The following is a 21,261-nucleotide window of genomic DNA, read 5'->3' on the forward strand; positions in this document are numbered from 1 at the left end:
GTAACACGCCATGCATGCCATCAGCTTCATCCAGGATCTGGCGGTGATCATGCTGGTTGCCGGGGTGGTCACCATTCTCTTTCATCGCTTCAAGCAGCCTGTGGTGCTGGGCTACATCGTCGCCGGCTTCATCATCGGTCCACACACGCCGCCGTTCGGGCTGATCCACGACGAAGACACGATCAAGACCCTGGCCGAACTGGGGGTGATCTTCCTGATGTTCTGCCTGGGCCTGGAGTTCAGCCTGCGCAAGCTGTTCAAGGTCGGCGCCACGGCGTTCATCGCCGCCTTCCTGGAAATCGTCCTGATGATCTGGATCGGTTTCGAGATAGGTCGCTGGTTTGGCTGGAACACCATGGATTCGCTGTTCCTCGGGGCGATCCTGGCGATTTCCTCGACCACCATCATCGTCAAGGCGCTCAACGACCTGAAAATGAAGAACGAGCGCTTTGCCCAACTGATCTTCGGCGTGCTGATCGTCGAGGACATTCTCGGCATCGGTATCATCGCGCTGCTGTCGGGCATAGCCGTCAGTGGCACGGTGAGCTCTGGCGAGGTGTTCTCGACCGTGGGCAAGTTGTCGCTGTTCATGATCGTCGCGCTGGTCATCGGCATCCTGCTGGTGCCGCGGTTGTTGGCCTACGTGGCGAAGTTCGAAAGCAACGAGATGCTGCTGATTACCGTGCTGGGCCTGTGTTTCGGCTTCTGCCTGCTGGTGGTCAAGCTCGAGTACAGCATGGTGCTGGGTGCCTTCCTGATCGGCGCGATCATGGCCGAGTCCCGTGAGCTGCTGAAGATCGAGCGCCTGATCGAGCCGGTGCGCGACTTGTTCAGTGCCATCTTCTTCGTGGCCATCGGCCTGATGATCGACCCATCGATCCTGCTCGAGTACGCCTGGCCGATCGTGGTCATCACCCTGGCGGTGGTGCTGGGCAAGATGCTCTCCTGCGGCATGGGGGCCTTCATTGCCGGCAATGATGGGCGCACTTCACTGCGTGTGGGGATGGGGCTTTCGCAGATCGGTGAATTCTCCTTCATCATCGCCGCCCTGGGCATGACCCTGCAGGTCACCAGCGACTTCCTCTACCCGGTCGCGGTGGCCGTCTCGGCCATCACCACCTTGCTCACACCCTACCTGATTCGCGCTGCCGACCCGTTGTCGATCAAGCTGGGCAAGGTAATACCAAGCCGTCTGGCACGGGTGCTTTCACTGTACGGCGAGTGGTTGCGCAGTATCCAGCCCCAAGGCGAGGGGGCCATGCTGGCGGCGATGATCCGGCGCATCTTGTTGCAGGTGGGGGTTAACCTGGCGCTGGTGATCGCGATCTTCTTCAGTGGCGGCTACTTTGCCGGGCGTATCGGCGCCTGGTTGAGCGAATGGGTCTCGGATGCCGGTCAGCAGAAGGCACTGATCTGGGGCGCGGCGTTGCTGCTGTCGCTGCCGTTCCTGATCGCCGCCTATCGCAAGCTCAAGGCGCTGTCGATGCTGCTGGCGGAGATGGGGGTCAAACCCGAGATGGCGGGGCGGCATACCCAGCGTGTACGGCGGGTAATTGCCGAGGTGATACCGTTGTTGTCACTGCTGGTGATCTTCCTGCTGCTGTCAGCCTTGTCGGCGAGCATTCTGCCGACCAGCGAACTGCTGCTGATCATCGCGGTAGTGGCGGCGGTGGTGGTGGCGCTGCTGTGGCGCTGGCTGATCCGTGTGCATACGCGAATGCAGGTGGCGTTGCTGGAGACGTTGGAGAACAGCCGCGATCATTCGCACTGAGGGAGCCGGTTAACGCTTTCTGCGCAAGATTTCACCGTCGTCCGAGGGGATGGAGCGGTAGCAGTGTCGCCAGGCGCAGAGAGCCTGGCGATTCTACGAGTGATTGGTAGCTATAAGCCATCACTTTGTGCGGGTATTTCTCATTCAGCTTTCCAGCCAGACATCCCGCGCCCAGTGCCAGACCGATTCCCAGCTTTCCTCGGTGACGATTTCCTCTTCACCGGACCACAGCACCACGGTGCCGTCCTCTTCAACGCAGTAGAAATCGTCTCCGTCCTGGCAGATCGGGATGAGGTCGCGGGGCACGCCGGCGTCCCAGGCATTGGCCGCCACCTCCGGCAGGTAGGTGTGGGATTGCGGGTCGGTCACGGTCACCGGCTCGAGGCTGCCGTACACCACGTCACTGACGGTCAGCAGGTATTCCTTGAACACGAAGGGGATATTGATGAACAGCTCTTCCTCGATTTCGACCAGCTGATCCTCGTCCGGCAGTTCCAGCGGCACCGGTACCGGCTCGTTGGCTTCACGGAGTTGTTCGATCACTTCTTCCACGGTTCACATCCTCTGACCTTATGACAACGCTGCGCGTTATACCCTAGTAGGCCGCTCTGGCAAAAGCAAAAACCCCGGGACAGGCCCGGGGTTTTTTCTGCAACGTGCGACGGTTAACCGTTTTGGCGGATACCGGCCAGCAGCCAAGGCTGGTTTTCGCCCTGGGCGCGAACCATGTGCCAGCTTTCGCTGAACGCTTCGCCCTGGTCGAAGCGCGAAGTCTTCGACACGCCACGGAAGGTAAGGGTGGCGTCGGTCTGGTCGGCGCGGTCGTCTACGCCGTCCAGTTGCACATCGAGGTCGTCGATGTAGGTGGACTGGAAGCCTTCACCTTGTTCCGCGCGCTCACGCTTGAGGAACTCGAGCATCTGCGGGGTGACGAACTCGGCGATCTTGTCCATCTCGTTGGCGTCCCAGTGCTGCTGCAGCGACTGGAAGTGCGAACGGGCGGCGGCCAGGAAGCTGGCTTCGTTGAACCAGGCCGGGGCGTTGATTGCAGGCGCGGCAACCGGTGCGGCGGCACCGCCGAAGATCGACTGCGGGGCGGCCTGCGGCTGGGCTTCACGCTGGTACGGGGCATGGCCGGCGGCAGCGTGTTGCGGCTGCTGCTGGCGGCGTCGCGCGGCGATGAAGCGGAAGACCAGGAAGGCGATCAGGCCCATGATCAGGAAGTCGAGGATCTGCATGCCATCGAAGCCGTCGCCCATGAACATGGAGGCCAGCAGGCCACCGGCGGCGAGGCCGGCCAGTGGACCGAGCCAGCGCGAGGCGCCGCTGGCGGCAGCGGGTGCGCGGCCTGGCGCGGTTGGGGCGGCGGCAGGGGTGGTCGGGGTTGCCTGGCGGGTCTGGTGGATAGGCGCGGAGCCCGAGCTCTTGCCGCCACCGAAGCGCTTGGCGTTGGCGTCGAGGCTCAGCGTCAGGCCGACGCAGAGCGCCAGAGCGATGCTAAGAAAACGTTGCATAAGTTGGGGATTCCCGTTTGTGTGGATTGCACGCGCGTCATGGTGCACATGAACCGGCAGACATAGCCAGCGACAACATGTTTCGAGCTTTTGCCTGATAGTCGGGAATGCGGACGGGCGTTGTCTGAAAGGTCATCGCGGGGCACGCCCCGCGATTGGGCTCAGATGGCTTCCAGCTTGGCGTATCCAAGCATCAGCCATTTGCTGCCTTCGGAGAAGTTCACCTGCACCCGCGCCTGGGCACCGGAGCCCTCGAAGTTGAGGATCACGCCTTCGCCGAACACCGCATGCTGCACCCGCTGGCCAAGGCTGAAGGCGGTCTGCGGGATGCTGGCGTTGGCGAACAGGCTGCTCGCGGGCGTCTTGGCGCCGCCGAACGGGCGGCTGACGGTATTCGACAGGCGCACTTCCTGCACCAGCCCGGCCGGAATCTCCCGGACGAAACGCGACACCTTGTTGTAGGTTTCGCTGCCGTACAGGCGACGGGTTTCGGCGTAGGTCATGAACAGCTGGCGCATGGCCCGGGTGATGCCCACATAGGCCAGGCGCCGTTCTTCTTCGAGGCGGCCGGGTTCTTCGAGGCTCATCTTGTGCGGGAACAGGCCTTCCTCCATGCCCACCAGGAACACGTAGGGGAACTCCAGGCCTTTGGCGCTGTGCAGGGTCATCAGCTGGATGCTGTCCTCGTGCTCGTCGGCCTGGGTGTCCCCGGCCTCCAGCGAGGCATGACCGAGGAACGCCGACAGTGGCGACAGGTCGGCGTCGTCGTCGCTGGTCTCGAAGTTGCGCGCCGCGCTGACCAGTTCCTCAAGGTTTTCCACCCGGGCCTGGCCTTTCTCGCCCTTTTCTTCCTGGTGGTAGATGATCAGGCCGGACTGTTCGATGACGGTCTGGGTCATCAGGTGCAGTGGCATGTCCAGCACCTTGGCGGCGAGGTTCTCGAGCAGCTCGATGAAGGCACCCAGCGCACTGGCGGCGCGGCCCTTGAGGGCCTTGGCAGCCAGCAGCTGGCACATGGCGTCCCACATCGACAGCTGGCTGTGGCGGGCGTGTTCGCGGATGGCCTCGACGGTCTTCTCGCCGATGCCGCGTGGCGGCACGTTGATCACCCGCTCCAGCGCCGCGTCGTTGCCGCGGCCCTCGAGCAGACGCAGGTAGGCCATGGCGTTCTTGATCTCGGCGCGCTCGAAGAAGCGCTGGCCGCCATAGATGCGGTAGGGGATGCGTTCGCGCAGCAGGGCCTCTTCCAGCACCCGCGACTGGGCGTTGGAACGGTAGAGGATGGCGATCTCGTCGCGAGCGTTGCCCTGCTTGATGAGACTTTCGATGGTCTCTACCACGTAGCGCGCTTCGTCGTGCTCGTTGTACGCAGCGTAGAGCGTTAGGGGTTCGCCCTCGCCCATGTCGGTCCACAGTTCCTTGCCCAGGCGTCCGCTATTGTTGGCGATCAGGGCGTTGGCCGCCTTGAGGATGCCGCCGGTGGAACGGTAGTTCTGCTCCAGGCGGATCAACTCGGCGTCGGGGAAGTCGGCGGTGTATTGGTGGATGTTCTCGATCTTGGCGCCACGCCAGCCGTAGATCGACTGATCGTCGTCACCCACCGCCATCAGGCTGTCGCCACCGGAGGCCAGCAGGCGCAGCCAGGCGTACTGCACGGCGTTGGTGTCCTGGAACTCGTCCACCAGCAGGTGGCGGAAGCGGCGCTGGTAATGCTTGAGCAGGTCCGGTTGGTCGCGCCACAGGTCGAGGGCGCGCAGCAGCAGTTCGGAGAAATCGATGACCCCGGCGCGGTCGCAAGCCTGTTCATAGGCGACATAGATGTCGCGCATGGTGGCCAGGAACAGGTCGCCGCTGGCCTGGATATGCCGCGGGCGCAGGCCCTCGTCCTTCTGGCCGTTGATGAACCACTGCACCTGGCGCGCGGGCCATTTCTGCTCGTCCAGGCCCATTTCGCGGATCACCCGCTTGACCAGGCGCTGCTGGTCGTCGCTGTCGAGGATCTGGAAGTTCTGCGCCAGCCCTGCCTCCTGCCAGTGCGCCCGCAACAGCCGGTGGGCCAGGCCGTGGAACGTGCCGACCCACATGCCGGCCGGATTGATGCCCAGCAGTTGCTCGATACGCTGGCGCATTTCCGCCGCGGCCTTGTTGGTGAACGTCACCGACAGGATCGAGTGCGGCGAAGCCTGTTCGACCTGGATCAGCCAGGCGATACGGTGCACCAGCACGCGGGTCTTGCCCGAGCCGGCGCCGGCCAGCACCAGTTGGCGCCCGACGGAGGCCGCCACGGCCTGGCGCTGGGCGTCGTTGAGGGAGTTCAGCAGGAGGGAGAGGTCGTCATTATGCATGCGGGCATTCTATGGCCGCGCGCAGGCAGGGGCAAACGCCCGCGCTGCAAATCACCGCACAGGCCATCTACCGTTCATCGGCGCTGCTGGCAGCGCCCCGTGGTTGAGCGGTCAGACCTGGACGGACAAGACATTTTCCAAATCATGACGTAGAGCAGTTTGGTCTGACGCGACGCTTGTGTATTCTCCCTGCACATTTGTGGTCAGCCATAACAAGAACTCAAAAGAATCCAGCCATATGACCCAGGATTGCATGGCGATCGGAGCATCGCCGGAGACGACACGGAGCGTTCGCAGGCAATTCGCCACCCAACTGTCGATCGAGCGTACTCGCCTGCTTTACCAGGGCTCTCTGCTGCCCACGTTGTTCATGCTGCTCAACGGCCTGCTCAGCGCCTGGCTGCTGTGGGGCCCTGGGCGCTATCTGCTGGTTGGCGTGTGGATGGCCTGGCTGCTGGCACTGGTGGTGCTGAGGGTGATCCAGGTGGCGGCCTTCGAATCGGCGACACCGGTTCGTCAGGCCAAACCAGTCTGGCGGCGGATGTTCCTGCTCGGTTCTGCGTTCAGCGGCCTGACCTTGGCCAGTGCGGTGATAGCCCTGGCGCCGGCGGACAACTTCGTGCAGCAGGCCTGGGTGTTCGGCTTGCTCGGGGCGGCGGCGTTGTCGGCCAGTGTCGCCTACGCGGTCAGCCTGCCGGCGTTCCTCAGCTTCGCGGTGCCGTGCCTGCTGCCGCCCATCGCGTTTCTCTTCGTCTATGACGCCGGGCACCAGCGTGGCTGGGGGTGGCCTGGGGCTGATCCTGCTGGTGGCGCTGATGGTGGTGGCCTGGCAGGTCAATCGCCTGATTGAGCGTGGCTTGCTGCGTCGCTTCCAGAATCAGGCCCTGATCGAACATCTGCAGTGCGCCCAGCGCCACAGCGAGGGGCTGAACCGCAAGCTCAGCGCCGAAATCGCCCAGCGCCGCCAGGCCGAGGACGACCTGCGCCAGGCCCATGCCGGCCTTGAACAGCGCGTGGCCGAGCGCAGCCATGAACTGGACCTGGCCAACCAGGCCCTGAGCAAGAGCGAGCAGCGCCTGGCCCTGGCCCTGCAGGCCAGCGAGCTGGGGCTGTGGGATTGGAACCTGGAGACTGACGAGGTCCATCACACGCAACTGCATGCCCTGTTCGGCCTCGACGCCGAGCAGGTCCGTTCGGTGCGCGCCGACCTCAAGCCGCGGCTGCACCCCGATGACCTGCCGCTGCTGCGGCGCACGCTGGTCGAACACCTCAAGGGGCGCACCGAGGACTACCGGGTCGAGTACCGGGTGCGCCATGCCCAGGGCCACTGGTGCTGGATCGAGGACCGTGGGCGGGCGGTGGAATCCGATGCCCAGGGCAAGGTCCTGCGCATGCTGGGCACCCGTCGTGATATCACCGTACAGAAGGAGCAGGAGGAGCAGCAACGTCTGGCCGCGACGGTGTTCGAGGCAGCCAGCGAGGGCATCGCCATTCTCGATGCCGACTTCCAGCTGCTGGCGGTCAACCAGGCCTTCTGCGATGTCACCGGCTACGGCCGCGCCGAGCTGATAGGCCGCAACGCCCTGGAGCTGCCCTGCAGCCGTGACGCCCGGCGCCACAGCCAGGCCATTGATCAGGCGCTGGACCAGCAGGGCCGTTGGCAGGGCGAGTTGGTCGAGGCGCGCAAGAGCGGCGAACTCTACCCCCAATGGTTGCAGCTCAACAGCGTGAGCGATGTGCGGGGGCGCATCGTCAATATCGTCGGCTTCTTCACCGACCTGTCGGCGCGCCGTGAATCGGAGGAGCGCCTGCGCTATCTGGCGCACTACGACGACCTCACCGGCCTGGCCAACCGTGCGTTGTTCCGCCTGCGCCTGCACGAGGCGGCGCAGCGCATGCGCCTGAATGGCCGCAGCCTGGCGCTGCTGCACGTCGACCTGGACCGCTTCAAGCTGCTCAACGAGAGCCTGGGCCATGAACTGGCCGACCAGTTGCTCAAGAAGATGGCCCAGCGCCTGGCCAACGCGGTGCCCGAGGCCGACACCGTGGCGCGCCTGTCTGGCGACGAGTTCGCGGTGCTGTTCGACGGCTATACCAACTTATCCAGCCTGGTGCGTGTCACCACCCGGCTGCTGGACAAACTGCGCGTGCCCCAGCGTGTGGGCGGGCACGAGGTGGTGATCAGCGCCTCGGTGGGCATCAGCTTGCTGTCCGACGCCAGCCTGGATCTCAATGCCCTGGTCAGCCAAGCCGACATGGCCAAGCAGCATGCCAAGCATCTGGGCGGCGACAGCTTCCAGTTCTATACCGAGAGCCTGCGTGCCAGCACCTTGGAGCGCCTGCAACTGGAGAACCAGTTGCGCAAGGCCATCGACGAAGGCCAACTGCTGGTCTACTACCAGCCCAAGCTGTGCCTGCGCACCGGCCAGCTGCACGCCGCGGAGGCCCTGGTACGCTGGCAGCACCCGCAATGGGGCATGGTGCCACCCAGCGAGTTCATCGGTCTGGCGGAGGAAACCGGGTTGATCGCGCCCATGGGCGAGTTCGTGCTGCGCCAGGCCTGCTGGCAAGCCTGCGAGTGGCTGCGCCAGGGCCTGGAAGTGCGTGTTTCGGTCAACCTGTCGGTGTACCAGTTGCGCCAGGGCAAGCTGGTCAGCCTGGTGCGTCAGGTACTGCAGGAATCCGGCCTGGCGCCGCACCTACTGGAGCTGGAACTGACCGAAAGCCAGTTGCTGGACAGTGTCGAGCACATCATCGCCACCTTCGAGCAGCTACATGCGCTGGGGGTGAAGCTGGCCATCGACGATTTTGGTACCGGTTATTCGTCACTGAGCTACCTCAAGCGTTTCCCGGTCGACTACGTGAAGATCGACCAGGCGTTTATCCGCGGCCTGCTCGAAGGCACGCAGGACGCGGCCATCACCCGGGCGATCATTGCCATGGCCCAGAGCCTGCAATTGAAGGTGGTGGCCGAAGGGGTGGAAACCCGTGAGCAGCTGCAGTTCCTGCGCGAGCACGGCTGTGACGAGGTGCAGGGCTACCTGATCAGCCGGCCGGTCGATGCCGCGTCGTTCAAGGCGCTGCTGGGGCGTTCGACCGCCGACCTGGGCTAGGCGTGCCAGGCCTGGCCCAGGCGCGCCAGCAGGCTGTTGGCCTGTTCCGGGCCATTGCTGCCGGCGGGGTAAGGGCGCGGCGCCTGGAAATGCTCCTCCCAGCCCTGCAGGATCGGGTCGATCCAGGCCCAGGCGGCTTCGACCTCGTCGCGGCGCATGAACAGCGTCGAATCGCCTTCGAGTACATCCAGCAACAGCCGTTCGTAGGCCTCCCAGCGGCGGGTCTGGGCGAAGGCCTGGGCCAGGTTGAGGTCCAGCTCGACCGGCGCCAGGCGCATGCCCTTGCCTGGGCTCTTGGTCATCATGCGCAGGCTGATGTGCTCGTCCGGTTGTAGCTGGATCAGCAGCTGGTTGACCTGGCCGCCGCTGAACAGCTCATGCGGCACGGGTTTGAACTGGATGACGATCTGCGAGGAGCGCCGCGCCATGCGCTTGCCGGTACGCAGGTAGAACGGCACGCCGGCCCAGCGCCAGTTGTCGATGTGCGCCTGGACCGCGACGAAGGTTTCGGTGTCGCTGTCGTTGTCCACGTCCTTCTCGAAATAGTAGGCCGGCACTTCCTGGCCGCCGATCTTGCCGGCGCCGTACTGACCGCGCACGGTCTTGTCCTGTACGTCCTGGCCGGTGATGGGCTTGAGGGCGCGGAGGATCTTCACCTTCTCGTCGCGTACCGCCTCGGCCTCGAACTCCGAGGGGGGCTCCATGGCCACCAGGCAGAGCAGTTGCAGCAGGTGGTTCTGCAGCATGTCGCGGGTGGCGCCGGCACGGTCGTAGTAGGCGCCACGGTTTTCCACACCGAGGGTTTCACAGACGCTGATCTGCACATGGTCGACCTGGCCGTTGCGCCATACCGGCTCGAGCAAGGCGTTGGCAAAGCGCAGGGCCATGAGGTTCTGCACGGTTTCCTTGCCCAGGTAGTGGTCGATGCGAAAGACCTGGGATTCGTCGAACACCGCGCCGATCGCTTCGTTGATCGCGGTGGCCGACTCCAGCGAGTGGCCGATGGGCTTTTCCAGCACGATGCGCGCTTCGCTGTCGGCCAGGCCGGCGATGCGCAGGTGAGTGGCAATCGGCACGAACAGCTTGGGCGCGGTGGCCAGGTAGAAGATCCGCGTCAGGCCGCCGGGCTCACCCAGGTAGCGGGCCAGGCGGCCGAAGTCGGCGCTCTGCGCCGCGTCCATGGGGAAGTAGTCGAGCCGCGCCGAAAAGCGCTGCCAGACGTCTTCGTCGAAGTCCTGGCGGGCGACCTGCGCCCGGCAATGGCGCTCGGCGAGCTTGACGTAGTCGGTGCGCGGCAGGTTGCGTCGGGCCAGGGCGATAATCCGCACGGCCGTGTGCAGGCGGGCTTCGCGATACAGGTGGTAGAGCGCCGGGAGCAGTTTGTGCAGGGCCAGGTCGCCCGTGCCGCCGAAGACCAGGATGTCGCAAGGAATCGTCAAACCACCACTCTCCACGTTCGATTAGCTGGGCGGGTTGGCAAGCATGTAGTATAACTACAAGAAAGCTACATCCCGGCACGCCGATCATAACCGAGTCCAGCCCGTGAATCTGTTGCAACATATCGACCAATCGCGGCACCTGCTGCGCAAATCGGAACTCAAAGTGGCCGACCATGTGCTGCTCGATCCGGCTGCCGTCATGCACAGCTCGATGGCCGACCTGGCGCACAGCGTGGGGATCAGCGAACCGACCATCGTGCGCTTCTGCCGGGCGATCGGTTGCTCGGGCTTCCAGGATCTCAAGCTCAAGCTGGCGCAAAGCCTGGCTGCCGGCGCCAGCTTCGGTCAGTTCGCCATCCATGAAGACGACTCGGTCGCCGACTACAGCCTGAAGATCTTCGACACCACCCTGCATACCTTGATGGAAGTGCGCGAGCACCTCGACCCGCAAGCCTTGCAGCAGGCGGTGACGGCCATGGCCCAGGCCCAGCGCGTGGAGTTCTATGGTTTTGGTGCCTCGGGCGCGGTCGCGGCGGATGCGCAGCACAAGTTCTTCCGCCTGCTGCTCAGCGCGGCGGCCTATTCCGATCCGCACATGCAGGCAATGTCGGCTGTCACGCTCAAGCCGGGCGATGTGGCGGTGTGCATTTCCCAGTCGGGGCGCTCGAAGGACCTGCTGATCACCGCCAACCTGGTGCGCGAGAGCGGTGCCAACCTGATCACCCTGTGCCCGAGCCAGACACCGCTGGCCGAGCTGTCGACGGTCAACCTGGCCATCGACGTGCACGAGGACACCGAGATCTACACGCCGCTGACCTCGCGCATCGCCCACCTGGTGGTGATCGACGTGCTGGCCATGGGCGTGGCCATGGCCCGCGGGCCGAGCCTGGTCAACCACCTGAAGAGCGTGAAACGCAGCTTGCGCAGCCTGCGCCTGTCGCCCAAGTCGATCAAGGCGACCGACGACTGATTCGAGGCAGTGCTCTCATTGGGGCGGGCAGGCCCGCGCCCATGCAGATTTCATCATTTCGTCACCAAACCACCGCCAAACCGTAAACCACCGAAGCCAGTCTGAAACTCCCCGCATCCTTTCTGGGAGACAGGCAATGGCACGTGATCACGACGGTGTGTACCAACCCAACGCCAAGGCTCGCAAGCAGCAGGAAAAGGATCAGCGCCGCATGGAGTACCGCCGCGCGATCGAATGCTATTGCGACCAGCGCCAGTTGCTGCGCGAACTGGCCGACTACCCTGACCTGCAGGACCTCACGGTGTGGCAGGTATCGGCGGCAACTTCCCCGAGAAACGCTCAACAAGCCCGCTGATCATTGCGCGTTCGCTGCGAATGAATGCTTGGAACGCCAGGGCCACCGGCGATTGCCGCTTGCTCCGGGATTGCACCAGGCACCAGCTGCGGTACAACGGCAGCTCTTCCACTGGTAACTCCCTGAGCACGCCGGTGGCCAGTTCCATGTTGACCGCATGGCGGGTCAGCAGGGCAATGCCCAGCCCGGCCACCACACATTCGCGCTGGGCATCGGTGGAGGCCACCTCGAGGGTCTGGGTGAAATGCACGCGCTTGTCCTTGAAAAACTCCTCGCAGGCCTTGCGGGTGCCCGAACCCTGTTCACGGACCAGCAAGGTGTGCGGCTCGAGATCCTGCAGGCGCAGGCTGTCCGGCTTGCACAACGGGTGTTGCGGCGGTGCCACGGCGACGATCGGGTTGTTCAGGAACGGCAGGAACTCGAGGCCCATGTCCTGGGGCACCATGGACATGATGACCAGGTCGTCGCGGTTGTCCGACAGGCGCCTGATCGCCTGGGCACGGTTGACCACCGTCAAGGTGAGGTTGACCTCCGGGTGGCGCTGCTTGAAGGCGGCGAACAGGTGTGGCACGAAGTACTTGGCGCTGGATTCGATCGCCAGTTTCAGCTGGCCCTGCAGTGAGCCCTGCATGTCCGACAGCTGCATGTCGAGGTTCTCCAGACGCCCGAAGATATCCCGGCTGGCGCGTTGCAGCGCTTCGGCGGCCTCGGTCAGGTAGAGCTTCTTGCCGACATACTCGAACAGCGGCTGGCCAACCAGCTCCTCGAGCTGGCGGATCTGTAGACTAACGGCGGGTTGCGTCAGCGCCATCTCCTCGGCCGCCCGGCTGTAGGAGCGCAAATCACACACTTCGTTGAAGATCTGCAACTGACGTAAAGTCATACGCATCAATGACTTGCGCATTTTTTGCGGTGCTCCGGCAAAAACTTGTTACCCAACTATAAGCTTTTGCTTATGCTGCCTCTAACAAATATTGATTTTTGTTTATCGACCGTCAGCGCTAGGGTGAATATGCGACTGGCCAGCGACGTCTGGTCACGCGCCGACCGGTAGAACCGGATCGTCTGTTCCTACGGCTTTGGGAAGACTCCAGTGATAACAAAAATCCTGATCGCCAACCGGGGTGAGATTGCAGTACGGATCGTGCGTGCCTGCGCCGAGATGGGCATTCGCTCCGTGGCGATCTACTCCGACGCCGACCGCCACGCCTTGCACGTCAAGCGCGCCGACGAGGCCTACAGCATCGGTGCCGAGCCCCTGGCCGGCTACCTGAACCCGCGCAAGCTGGTGAACCTTGCTGTCGAGACCGGCTGCGATGCCTTGCATCCCGGCTACGGTTTCCTGTCGGAAAACGCCGAACTGGCGGAGATCTGCGCTGAACGCGGGATCAAGTTCATCGGCCCGGCCGCCGATGTCATTCGCCGCATGGGTGACAAGACCGAAGCGCGCCGCACCATGATCGCGGCCGGCGTGCCGGTCACCCCCGGCACCGAAGGCAACGTCGCCGATATTCATGAAGCCTTGCAGGAAGGCGATCGCATCGGTTACCCGGTGATGCTCAAGGCCACCTCCGGTGGCGGCGGGCGCGGGATTCGCCGCTGCAACAGCCGCGAGGAACTGGAACAGAACTTCCCCCGAGTGATTTCCGAGGCCACCAAGGCCTTCGGCTCGGCGGAAGTGTTCCTGGAAAAGTGCATCGTCAACCCCAAGCACATCGAGGCGCAGATTCTCGGTGACAGCTTCGGCAACGTGGTGCACCTGTTCGAGCGCGACTGCTCAATCCAGCGCCGCAACCAGAAACTCATCGAGATCGCCCCGAGCCCGCAACTGACCCCTGAGCAGCGTGCCTACATCGGCGATCTGGCCGTGCGCGCGGCGAAGGCGGTGGACTACGAGAACGCCGGTACCGTGGAGTTCCTGCTCGCTGATGGCGAGGTGTACTTCATGGAGATGAACACCCGGGTGCAGGTGGAACACACCATCACCGAGGAAATCACCGGCATCGACATCGTTCGCGAGCAGATCCGCATCGCCTCCGGCCTGCCGCTGTCTATCAAGCAGGAAGATATCCAGCACCGCGGCTTTGCCTTGCAGTTTCGCATCAACGCCGAGGACCCGAAGAACAACTTCCTGCCCAGCTTCGGCAAGATCACCCGCTACTACGCCCCGGGCGGCCCGGGTGTGCGTACCGACACGGCGATCTACACCGGCTACACCATTCCCCCGTTCTACGACTCCATGTGCCTGAAACTGGTGGTCTGGGCGTTGACCTGGGAAGAAGCCATGGACCGCGGCCTGCGGGCCCTGGACGACATGCGCCTGCAGGGGGTCAAGACCACTGCCGCGTACTACCAGGAAATCCTGCGCAACCCGGAATTCCGTAGCGGCCAGTTCAACACCAGCTTCGTCGAAAGCCACCCTGAACTGACCAACTACTCGATCAAGCGCAAACCCGAAGAGCTGGCCCTGGCCATCGCCGCCGCCATCGCCGCCCACGCAGGCCTGTGAGGAACCGAATAATGTCCAAGAAAATCTTTGTTACCGACACGATCCTGCGTGACGCCCACCAGTCCCTGCTGGCCACCCGCATGCGCACCGAAGACATGCTGCCGATCTGCGACAAGCTCGACAAGGTCGGCTACTGGTCGCTGGAAGTCTGGGGCGGCGCCACCTTCGACGCCTGCGTGCGCTTCCTCAAGGAAGACCCGTGGGAGCGCCTGCGCAAGCTGCGTGCCGCGCTGCCCAACACCCGTCTGCAGATGCTCCTGCGTGGGCAGAACCTGCTGGGCTACCGCCATTACAGTGACGACGTGGTCAAGGCCTTCGTGGCCAAGGCTGCGGTCAATGGCATCGACGTGTTCCGCATCTTCGACGCCATGAATGACGTGCGTAACTTGCGCGTGGCCATCGAGGCGGTGAAAGCCGCTGGCAAGCACGCCCAGGGCACCATCGCCTACACCACCAGCCCGGTGCATACCGTCGATGCCTTCGTGCAGCAGGCCAAGCAGATGGAAGCCATGGGTTGCGACTCGGTGGCGATCAAGGACATGGCTGGCCTGTTGACCCCGTTCGCCACCGGCGAGTTGGTCAAGGCACTTAAAGCCGAGCAGTCATTGCCGGTGTTCATCCACTCCCACGACACCGCTGGCCTGGCCGCGATGTGCCAGCTCAAGGCCGTCGAGAACGGCGTCGACCATATCGACACCGCGATCTCCAGCTTCGCCTGGGGCACCAGCCACCCGGGCACCGAGTCGATGGTCGCCGCGCTCAAGGGCAGCGAGTTCGACACCGGCCTCGACCTCGAGCTGCTGCAGGAGATCGGCCTGTACTTCTACGCCGTGCGCAAGAAGTACCACCAGTTCGAAAGCGAGTTCACCGCCGTGGACACTCGCGTGCAGGTCAACCAGGTACCGGGCGGGATGATTTCCAACCTGGCCAACCAGCTCAAGGAGCAGGGCGCGCTCAACCGCATGAACGAGGTGCTGGCGGAGATCCCGCGGGTGCGCGAAGACCTTGGCTTCCCGCCGCTGGTGACCCCGACCTCGCAGATCGTTGGCACCCAGGCTTTCTTCAACGTGCTGGCCGGCGAGCGCTACAAGACCATCACCAATGAAGTGAAGCTGTACCTGCAAGGCGGCTACGGCAAAGCCCCCGGTGTGGTCAACGAGCAATTGCGCCGTCAGGCGATCGGCAGCGAGGACGTGATCGACGTGCGCCCGGCCGACCTGCTCAAGCCGGAGATGGCCAAGCTGCGCGCCGACATCGGCAGCCTCGCTCACTCCGAGGAAGACGTGCTGACCTTCGCCATGTTCCCCGACATCGGCCGCAAGTTCCTCGAGGAGCGTGAAGCCGGAACCCTCAAGCCAGAAGCCTTGCTGCCGATTCCGGAAGCCGGCGCGGTGGGGGCGGTGGGCGGTGAAGGCGTGCCGACCGAGTTCGTCATCGATGTCCACGGTGAAACCTACCGCGTCGACATCACCGGTGTCGGCGTGAAGGCCGAAGGCAAGCGCCACTTCTACCTGTCCATCGACGGCATGCCGGAAGAAGTGGTGTTCGAGCCGCTCAACGAATTCGTCGGCGGTGGCGGCAGCAAGCGCAAGCAGGCCAGCGCGCCGGGCCACGTCAGCACCAGCATGCCGGGCAACATCGTCGATGTGCTGGTCAAGGAAGGCGACGTGGTCAAGGCCGGCCAGGCGGTGCTGATCACCGAGGCGATGAAGATGGAGACCGAAGTGCAGGCGGCGATCGCCGGCAAGGTCGTGGCCATCCACGTGGCCAAGGGCGACCGGGTGACCCCGGGCGAAATCCTGATCGAGATTGAAGGCTGACACAAGCCTTCATCTAAAAGCGGTTAACCTCTGGGGAGCGGATGCTCCCCTTTTTTTGTCATTCAATCTGCACTATTTTGCAGAATGAGATGTGTGGCTTTATAGTTTATGCATTTTAATGCAGATTATTTATTGAGTTTCTGTAAAAATCTGCACTAAGCTGCATATCGAATGAATGGTTGACCCGTTCACATGCAGTCAATCACAGGCGGCCCATGCACAGACTTACGCTCCAGCTCCATGTCTACGGCAAGTGGCAGGACGCCCTGGCAATGACCTTCGCACAGCCGGAGCACAGCCTCGCCAGCCCTTGCGAGTTTGGCTACCTGTCCGACTACGTCAGGGCGAATCCAGATGGCTATGACAGCCTATTCTGCCAAGCGGCGAGTGCAAGGCTGCCGGTGGATTTTGGCAGCCATCGCCTGCCCCACGCCCCTGCATTCCTTTACGACATCGCCCCTGCCGGTGCCGCCAAACGCTTCCTGCTCAAGCATATTGGCCGCGAGAGGCCGGCTGGCATGGGAGAAGACCTGTTTCTGCTTGCGCGCTCCACCCCTGCGCCGATTGGTAACCTGCGTATCAAGGAGTCCTTCGAGCAACTGGATCTGGCAAACCCCATCGGTTTTACCCGCGAGGATGTCGTTTCCCGGGATCAGCGCTTTCTCGAGTACGCCTATGAGCAGGGAGCGGCCATTGGCGGTGCGACCGGTGCTGGCGGTGAAGCGCCGAAGCTGTTGATGACAGAGGACGAAAGCGGGCAGTTGTACCCGGATGCCGTGCTTGCCGACGAGCACGCCCGCCGTCACTGGTTCATCAAGTTCGCCAGAAACCAGGCACTGGTCGATGACCAGGAGATTCTGCGAGCCGAGCACCTCTACTACAAAGCCTTGCAGCGTTTAGGTATTGATACGGTAGCCAGTGAACACATGGCGTTGGAGGAGGGCCGCAAGCCCAGCCTCTGGATGGAGCGCTTCGATCGTCAGGTGTCCGCAGAGGGAGTGCAGCGCCTTGCTGTGGAGTCGGTCTACTCGCTGTGCGGTATAACCGAGCCCGGCAGCCGCATGGGCCACCTGGAGGTGATCGATACCCTTGTCGCGCTATGGCGTGAGGCCGGGCAGTCGGAACAGGTGCCTGGGCTGATTACGGATTATCTGCGCCGAGACCTGATCAACAAGATCCTGGGCAACGCCGACAACCATGGACGCAATACTGCCATCATCCGCACCCGCGATGCGGTGCGTATGGCGCCAATCTATGACCTTGCGCCGATGGTGATGGATCAGGAGGGGGTAACACGGACAACCAAATGGCCAGCGACGAGCGAGCGGGCTGGTGAAATCGACTGGTTGTCGGTGTGCAACGCCCTGGCTCCGTTCATTGACCCGGAGCAGGCGTACCAGCGTTTGCGCGAGGATGCCCGCCAGTTGCTGGCATTGCCCGATATCCTGAGCGAACTGGGATTGGCAAGCCGGGTCATGAATCACCCGGCTATTGCGCTGGGCAAGCTTGAGCGGCGGATAGCCGAGTGGGGGTTGGCATGACGGTATCCATTGATGCTCGCGGGTTGTTGATCGACGGTGTGCGTGAAGGCATCGCCGACGGCAGCCTGGAGCTTGGCGCAGCGGTCAGGCGGCTGCGTACGGAAGTGGCGAAGATGCAGCAGACCCAGTTTGCGCGGATGTGCAAGATTTCGGTCCGCACATTGATCCAGATCGAGCAGGGGGAGGGCAACCCTACGCTCAAATCGCTGAATGCGGTATTCAAGCCGTTCGGTCTGCAGATGGGCGTGGTCACGCGTCGACGTCAGATCAGATGATGGCCTTGTGGGACAAGTCTGCTCCCACGCATTACCGTGGGAGCCTGCCCCGCGATGAGATCAGCCCAGGCGACAGGCCTCCAGCGTCCTCATCTGACCTTCAGGTTGTTGGTTATCCACGCTCAACCAGCGCTCGAACCCCGCCGCCACCGCCGGCCATTCGGCGTCGGTAATCGAATACCAGGTCGTATCCCGGTTGCGGTCCTTGACCACCATGTGGTTGCGGAACACGCCCTCGAACACAAAACCGAAGCGCTCGGCCGCGCGCTTGGAGCGGGCATTGGCGTCGTTGCACTTCCATTCCAGCCGGCGATTGCCCAGCTCGAAGCCCAGCTTGCTCAAAAGGTAAACCGCCTCGGTGCCCTTGGGTGTGCGTTGCATGGCGGCGCCGAAGGCGATGTGGCCAATCTCGAAGCGGCCCTGTTCGGGGACGATCGACATGTAGCTGAGGATGCCCTGAACCTGGCCGTTGGCGCGGTCGATCACACTGTAGAACAGCGGGTCGCGGCTGGCGGCGTTGCCTTCCAGCCAGCGGTCGAAGCTGGCGCGCTCAGCAAACGGGCCGTAGGGCAGGTAGTCCCATAGCGCTGGGTCCGAGCCCGGACCTTGCAGTACTTCCCAAAGGTCGTTGCCATGGCGCGCTGGGTCAAGCTTCTCCAAACGGATGAAACGGCCTTCGATGGGCTCGGCCTTGGGCGTACCGGCGGGTTTCCAGTTCAATGCGTCGTTCATGTGCGGCCTACAGTGCTTTGCGGAATTGGATGAAGCCCGGGCGCTCGGCGACCTGCTCGTACAAGCTGATGGCGGTGGCGTTGGTCTCGTGGGTCAGCCAGTGCACCTTGATGCAGCCGGCGGCCTTGGCCGTGGCGTAGACATGCTCGATGAGCTGCCGACCGATGCCCAAGCCACGCACTTCACTGTCCACGTAGAGGTCCTGCAAGTAGCAGGAGTTCTCGATGCTCCAGTTGGAACGATGGTAGATGAAGTTGACCATCCCCACTGCCTTGCCGTCGACCCAGGCCAACGTCGAGTGGGTCGGCTCGTCTGCATCGAGCAGGCGTTGCCAGGTGCTGGAGTTGACGGCGCCGGGCAGTTCGGTCTGGTAGAAGCGCAGATAGGCCTGCCACAAGGGCAGCCAGGCAGCGTGGTCGTTGGCGCCCACCGGGCGCAGGGTGATGCTGGTCATGGGCCTTTCCTTCAGAAGTCGCGCATGTGCGCGGCGAGTTGGTTATCCACAGGGTCGGCGCTGGCAGCCAGGCCTTCGCGGACCCCGGCGATATCTTGCGCCGAACGGTTCTGACTGAGCTTGCGTGCGCCCTGCAGGCGGGTGATCGGCAGGCGGATACCGACGATGGCGCGGAGCATGCCGTCAAGGTAGTCAGCCGGAGCATCGGCGACGTTCCACGGTGCTGCGCGGCCTTGCTCATGGCGGTCGGTCAGGCGGCTGACGATGTCCAGCAATTGTGTTGGCTCGTGGATCACCTCCACCGGGCCCCAGGCATGCACCGCCATATAGTTCCAGGTGGGCACCACCTTGGGGTTGTCGGCCTTGCTCGGGTAGTAGCCGGGGCTGACATAAGCGTCGGCGCCGGGGAATACCAGCAAGGCTTCAGCGCCTTGTGCCAGGTCCTGCCATTGCTGGTTGGCCCGGGCGAGGTGGCCGTAGACCGTGCCGAATTCGCCCTCGCCGGTGGCGACCAGCACCGGCAGGTGGGTGGCCAGCAGCCCGTGTTCACCGTGGCTAACCAGCGTTGCCAGGCGGGTGTGCAGCATGTGCTGGTGCAGGCGGCCAAGGTCATGTTCCTGATGCGGTTTGCTGTTGTACATGCCGGTGTTCCTTGTGCTGTGGCTTCATCCTAGGCAGGCTAATGGTTCGGTGTAAGAGCCATTCATGACTGTTTTCATAGGTCCAATGCCATGAGCGAACGTACCTACGCGTTGCCTTTCGATCCTGCCGGGATTGTCCTGGATCGCCGTCGCGGGCTCAGCCAGCAGCTCTACCAGGCCTTGCGCGCGCGCGTGCTGGATGGGCGCCTGGAAGGCGGAGCACGGCTGCCTGCCACCCGTGACCTCGCGGCGGTGCTGGCGTTGTCGCGCAACAGCGTGGTGCGTGCCTATGACCAGTTGTATGCCGAGGGCTTCATCGAAAGCCGGGTAGGCGATGGCACCTATGTAAGCCGCCTGGGAAAACTATCCACACAACTGTCCACAGGGTTATCCCGGGGGTTATCAACAGATTTATCCACATTTGAAGCGCCTGATACTGAGGATTTATCCAGTTTCGCAGGGCGTAGTGAGCCATTGCTGCGTCTGGAAAAGCACCATTTGCCGCCGCCCAAAGGCGACGCGCCGAGGGCTTTCAGGGTTGGTCTGCCAGCGTTTGACCTGTTTCCTTTCGAGGTCTGGGCCAAGCTGCAAGCGGGTTTCTGGCGAAATCCCGATCCGGCGCAGCTCGGTTATGGCGACTCGGCAGGGGAGCTGCCGTTGCGTGAATTGATCGCCACCTATCTGCGTCGGTCGCGAGGGCTTTCCTGCAGTGCTGAACAAATTGTGATCACCAGTGGTGCGCAGCAGGCGATCAGCCTTTGTGCACAGTTGCTGTTGCAGCCTGGTGACGGGGTGGCTGTGGAAAACCCGGGCTACCGCGCTGCCGGGCACGCCTTCGCCCTGGCGGGGGCAAGGGTCAGGGGCGTGCCGGTAGATGAAGAGGGCATGGACTGTGCGCGCCTGGCCGAGCTGCCGGATTGCAGGCTGGCTTACGTGACCCCGGCTCACCAGTACCCTACCGGTGTGACCATGAGCCTGGCCCGGCGCCTGGCGTTGCTGGCCTGGGCCGAGCGCCAGGACGGCTGGGTCGTCGAGGACGATTACGATGGCGAGTACCGCTACAGCGGTGCGCCTTTGGCGCCGCTGGCGGCACTGGATCGGCAGGGCCGGGTGTTGTACGTGGGAACGTTCGGCAAGATCGCCTTTCCGGCTTTGCGGCTGGGTTACCTGGTGCTGCCCAGGCGCCTGGTGCGGGCATTCAGCCAGGCCAAGGCGCTGGCGGTGCGTCACTCGGAAGTCGGCACGCAATGTGTCATGGCGCAGTTCATGGCCCAAGGGCATTTCCAGCGACATATCCGCCGTATGCGCCGGGCGGCGTTGGCCCGCAGGAATGTGCTGAAGGCCGGTTGGCCGGTGGAGGTACCGGGGCTGGGGGCAATGCCGGACGTCGCAGCAGGGCTGCATGTGAAGGTAGCTGTGGATAACTTGGCGCGGGAGCAGGAGCTGGTTGCGCGGGCGGAGGCGGTGGGGGTGGAGGTCACTCCGCTGAGCAGCTACTGGCTGGAGGACAGCGCGGAGCCTGCGGATGCGAGGACAGGGCTGGTACTGGGATTCGCGGCAGTGCCAGAAGGGGAGATTGCGCAGGCTTTGATGCGCCTGCGCAAGGCCTGGCGAGATTGAATGGGGCCGCTCTGCGACCCATCGCCGGCAAGCCGGCTCCCACAGGAATTGCACATTTCTTTGTGGGAGCAACTGTCTTGAGGGGATTTTTTTAGAACGATCCTTTCAGACATAGCTTCGCCAGCGACACCCTGCAGATGGAGTCGCTGGCGAAGCCCCGCT

General features: G+C 63.4%; 16 protein-coding genes and 1 pseudogene. 9 read left to right on the forward strand and 8 right to left on the reverse strand.

All coding sequences use genetic code 11. The annotated features are described in order from the left end of the window. Window positions 1-10 precede the first annotated feature (10 nt). Window positions 11-1,771: a cation:proton antiporter gene (locus ACZ9C1_RS18935; RefSeq protein WP_476254272.1), complete on the forward strand. Its 1,761-nt coding sequence runs from the start codon at window positions 11-13 to the stop codon at window positions 1,769-1,771. A gap of 144 nt (window positions 1,772-1,915) precedes the next feature. On the opposite strand, the gene ACZ9C1_RS18940 is transcribed toward ACZ9C1_RS18935, so the two are convergent. The 3 genes from ACZ9C1_RS18940 to uvrD all read right to left on the reverse strand — a co-directional run bounded on the left by ACZ9C1_RS18940 (window position 1,916) and on the right by uvrD (window position 5,630). Further along, complete coding sequence (locus ACZ9C1_RS18940; RefSeq protein WP_023629684.1) at window positions 1,916-2,323, reverse strand: SMI1/KNR4 family protein; 408 nt, start codon at window positions 2,321-2,323, stop codon at window positions 1,916-1,918. 113 nt (window positions 2,324-2,436) lie between these two features. Next, window positions 2,437-3,285: a Tim44 domain-containing protein gene (locus tag ACZ9C1_RS18945; RefSeq protein WP_102683414.1), complete on the reverse strand. Its 849-nt coding sequence runs from the start codon at window positions 3,283-3,285 to the stop codon at window positions 2,437-2,439. Window positions 3,286-3,446: 161 nt separating this feature from the next. Continuing rightward, on the reverse strand, window positions 3,447-5,630 hold the full coding sequence (uvrD, locus tag ACZ9C1_RS18950; protein ID WP_102683415.1) for a DNA helicase II: 2,184 nt from the start codon (window positions 5,628-5,630) through the stop codon (window positions 3,447-3,449). Between the two features lie 253 nt (window positions 5,631-5,883). On the opposite strand from uvrD, the pseudogene ACZ9C1_RS18955 reads away from it, so the two are divergent. Continuing rightward, a pseudogene (locus tag ACZ9C1_RS18955) lies at window positions 5,884-8,743 on the forward strand (putative bifunctional diguanylate cyclase/phosphodiesterase). Here ACZ9C1_RS18955 and zwf read toward each other — a convergent pair. After that, window positions 8,740-10,182, reverse strand: a complete 1,443-nt coding sequence (gene zwf / locus ACZ9C1_RS18960) for a glucose-6-phosphate dehydrogenase (RefSeq protein ID WP_102683416.1) — start codon at window positions 10,180-10,182, stop codon at window positions 8,740-8,742. The pseudogene ACZ9C1_RS18955 and the gene zwf overlap by 4 nt on opposite strands. 103 nt (window positions 10,183-10,285) lie before the next feature. Between zwf and hexR the strand changes: the two genes are divergently transcribed. Both hexR and ACZ9C1_RS18970 read left to right on the forward strand, forming a co-directional pair. Next, window positions 10,286-11,152, forward strand: a complete 867-nt coding sequence (gene hexR / locus ACZ9C1_RS18965; protein ID WP_023630201.1) for a transcriptional regulator HexR — start codon at window positions 10,286-10,288, stop codon at window positions 11,150-11,152. 136 nt (window positions 11,153-11,288) lie between these two features. After that, window positions 11,289-11,507, forward strand: a complete 219-nt coding sequence (locus tag ACZ9C1_RS18970; RefSeq protein ID WP_081941302.1) for a PA3496 family putative envelope integrity protein — start codon at window positions 11,289-11,291, stop codon at window positions 11,505-11,507. Here the strand turns inward: ACZ9C1_RS18970 and ACZ9C1_RS18975 are convergent. Further along, window positions 11,449-12,411, reverse strand: a complete 963-nt coding sequence (locus tag ACZ9C1_RS18975; RefSeq protein ID WP_277502417.1) for a LysR family transcriptional regulator — start codon at window positions 12,409-12,411, stop codon at window positions 11,449-11,451. The two genes, ACZ9C1_RS18970 and ACZ9C1_RS18975, sit on opposite strands and share 59 nt — an antisense overlap. 189 nt (window positions 12,412-12,600) lie before the next feature. Here ACZ9C1_RS18975 and ACZ9C1_RS18980 point away from each other — a divergent pair, with 189 nt between their 5' ends. The 4 genes from ACZ9C1_RS18980 to ACZ9C1_RS18995 all read left to right on the forward strand — a co-directional run bounded on the left by ACZ9C1_RS18980 (window position 12,601) and on the right by ACZ9C1_RS18995 (window position 17,652). Further along, the gene (locus ACZ9C1_RS18980; RefSeq protein ID WP_023630199.1) at window positions 12,601-14,016 is read left to right on the forward strand and encodes an acetyl-CoA carboxylase biotin carboxylase subunit; all 1,416 of its coding nucleotides are present in this window, start codon (window positions 12,601-12,603) and stop codon (window positions 14,014-14,016) included. An 11-nt stretch (window positions 14,017-14,027) separates the two neighbouring features. After that, window positions 14,028-15,836, forward strand: a complete 1,809-nt coding sequence (gene oadA, locus ACZ9C1_RS18985) for a sodium-extruding oxaloacetate decarboxylase subunit alpha (protein WP_102685427.1) — start codon at window positions 14,028-14,030, stop codon at window positions 15,834-15,836. Window positions 15,837-16,051: 215 nt separating this feature from the next. Further along, window positions 16,052-17,377 (forward strand): type II toxin-antitoxin system HipA family toxin, encoded by a 1,326-nt coding sequence (locus tag ACZ9C1_RS18990; RefSeq protein WP_476254273.1) that lies wholly within the window; start codon window positions 16,052-16,054, stop codon window positions 17,375-17,377. Further along, a complete protein-coding gene (locus ACZ9C1_RS18995) occupies window positions 17,374-17,652 on the forward strand; it encodes a helix-turn-helix domain-containing protein (RefSeq protein ID WP_102685425.1) in 279 nt (92 codons plus the stop codon). Before ACZ9C1_RS18990 ends, ACZ9C1_RS18995 begins: the two co-directional genes overlap by 4 nt. A 60-nt stretch (window positions 17,653-17,712) precedes the next feature. Here the strand turns inward: ACZ9C1_RS18995 and ACZ9C1_RS19000 are convergent, their stop codons facing one another. Genes ACZ9C1_RS19000 through ACZ9C1_RS19010 form a run of 3 tightly spaced genes read right to left on the reverse strand, consistent with a single transcriptional unit; the run spans window position 17,713 to window position 19,479 of the window. Next, window positions 17,713-18,384: a GNAT family N-acetyltransferase gene (locus ACZ9C1_RS19000; protein ID WP_476254274.1), complete on the reverse strand. Its 672-nt coding sequence runs from the start codon at window positions 18,382-18,384 to the stop codon at window positions 17,713-17,715. A 7-nt stretch (window positions 18,385-18,391) separates the two neighbouring features. Then, window positions 18,392-18,838: an N-acetyltransferase family protein gene (locus ACZ9C1_RS19005; protein WP_476254275.1), complete on the reverse strand. Its 447-nt coding sequence runs from the start codon at window positions 18,836-18,838 to the stop codon at window positions 18,392-18,394. Window positions 18,839-18,849: 11 nt separating this feature from the next. Then, window positions 18,850-19,479, reverse strand: a complete 630-nt coding sequence (locus ACZ9C1_RS19010; RefSeq protein WP_476254276.1) for an FMN-binding negative transcriptional regulator — start codon at window positions 19,477-19,479, stop codon at window positions 18,850-18,852. Between the two features lie 90 nt (window positions 19,480-19,569). Here ACZ9C1_RS19010 and pdxR point away from each other — a divergent pair, with 90 nt between their 5' ends. Continuing rightward, window positions 19,570-21,099, forward strand: coding sequence for a MocR-like pyridoxine biosynthesis transcription factor PdxR (pdxR, locus tag ACZ9C1_RS19015; RefSeq protein WP_457378924.1), 1,530 nt, complete (start codon window positions 19,570-19,572; stop codon window positions 21,097-21,099). The last annotated feature ends 162 nt before the right edge of the window (window positions 21,100-21,261 follow it).

The organism is Pseudomonas sp. TE21435 (genome assembly GCF_056279265.1).

What these genes read in the sequence shown, in the direction of transcription:
- uvrD (WP_102683415.1), bottom strand. Translation starts at nt 5,630, where the DNA reads ATGCATAATGACGACCTCTCCCTCCTGCTGAACTCCCTCAACGACGCC.
- ACZ9C1_RS19010 (WP_476254276.1), bottom strand. Translation starts at nt 19,479, where the DNA reads ATGTACAACAGCAAACCGCATCAGGAACATGACCTTGGCCGCCTGCAC.
- pdxR (WP_457378924.1), top strand. Translation starts at nt 19,570, where the DNA reads ATGAGCGAACGTACCTACGCGTTGCCTTTCGATCCTGCCGGGATTGTC.
- ACZ9C1_RS18970 (WP_081941302.1), top strand. Translation starts at nt 11,289, where the DNA reads ATGGCACGTGATCACGACGGTGTGTACCAACCCAACGCCAAGGCTCGC.
- ACZ9C1_RS18975 (WP_277502417.1), bottom strand. Translation starts at nt 12,411, where the DNA reads ATGCGCAAGTCATTGATGCGTATGACTTTACGTCAGTTGCAGATCTTC.
- oadA (WP_102685427.1), top strand. Translation starts at nt 14,028, where the DNA reads ATGTCCAAGAAAATCTTTGTTACCGACACGATCCTGCGTGACGCCCAC.
- ACZ9C1_RS19005 (WP_476254275.1), bottom strand. Translation starts at nt 18,838, where the DNA reads ATGACCAGCATCACCCTGCGCCCGGTGGGCGCCAACGACCACGCTGCC.
- ACZ9C1_RS18990 (WP_476254273.1), top strand. Translation starts at nt 16,052, where the DNA reads ATGCACAGACTTACGCTCCAGCTCCATGTCTACGGCAAGTGGCAGGAC.
- ACZ9C1_RS18935 (WP_476254272.1), top strand. Translation starts at nt 11, where the DNA reads ATGCATGCCATCAGCTTCATCCAGGATCTGGCGGTGATCATGCTGGTT.
- ACZ9C1_RS18995 (WP_102685425.1), top strand. Translation starts at nt 17,374, where the DNA reads ATGACGGTATCCATTGATGCTCGCGGGTTGTTGATCGACGGTGTGCGT.
- ACZ9C1_RS19000 (WP_476254274.1), bottom strand. Translation starts at nt 18,384, where the DNA reads ATGAACGACGCATTGAACTGGAAACCCGCCGGTACGCCCAAGGCCGAG.
- ACZ9C1_RS18945 (WP_102683414.1), bottom strand. Translation starts at nt 3,285, where the DNA reads ATGCAACGTTTTCTTAGCATCGCTCTGGCGCTCTGCGTCGGCCTGACG.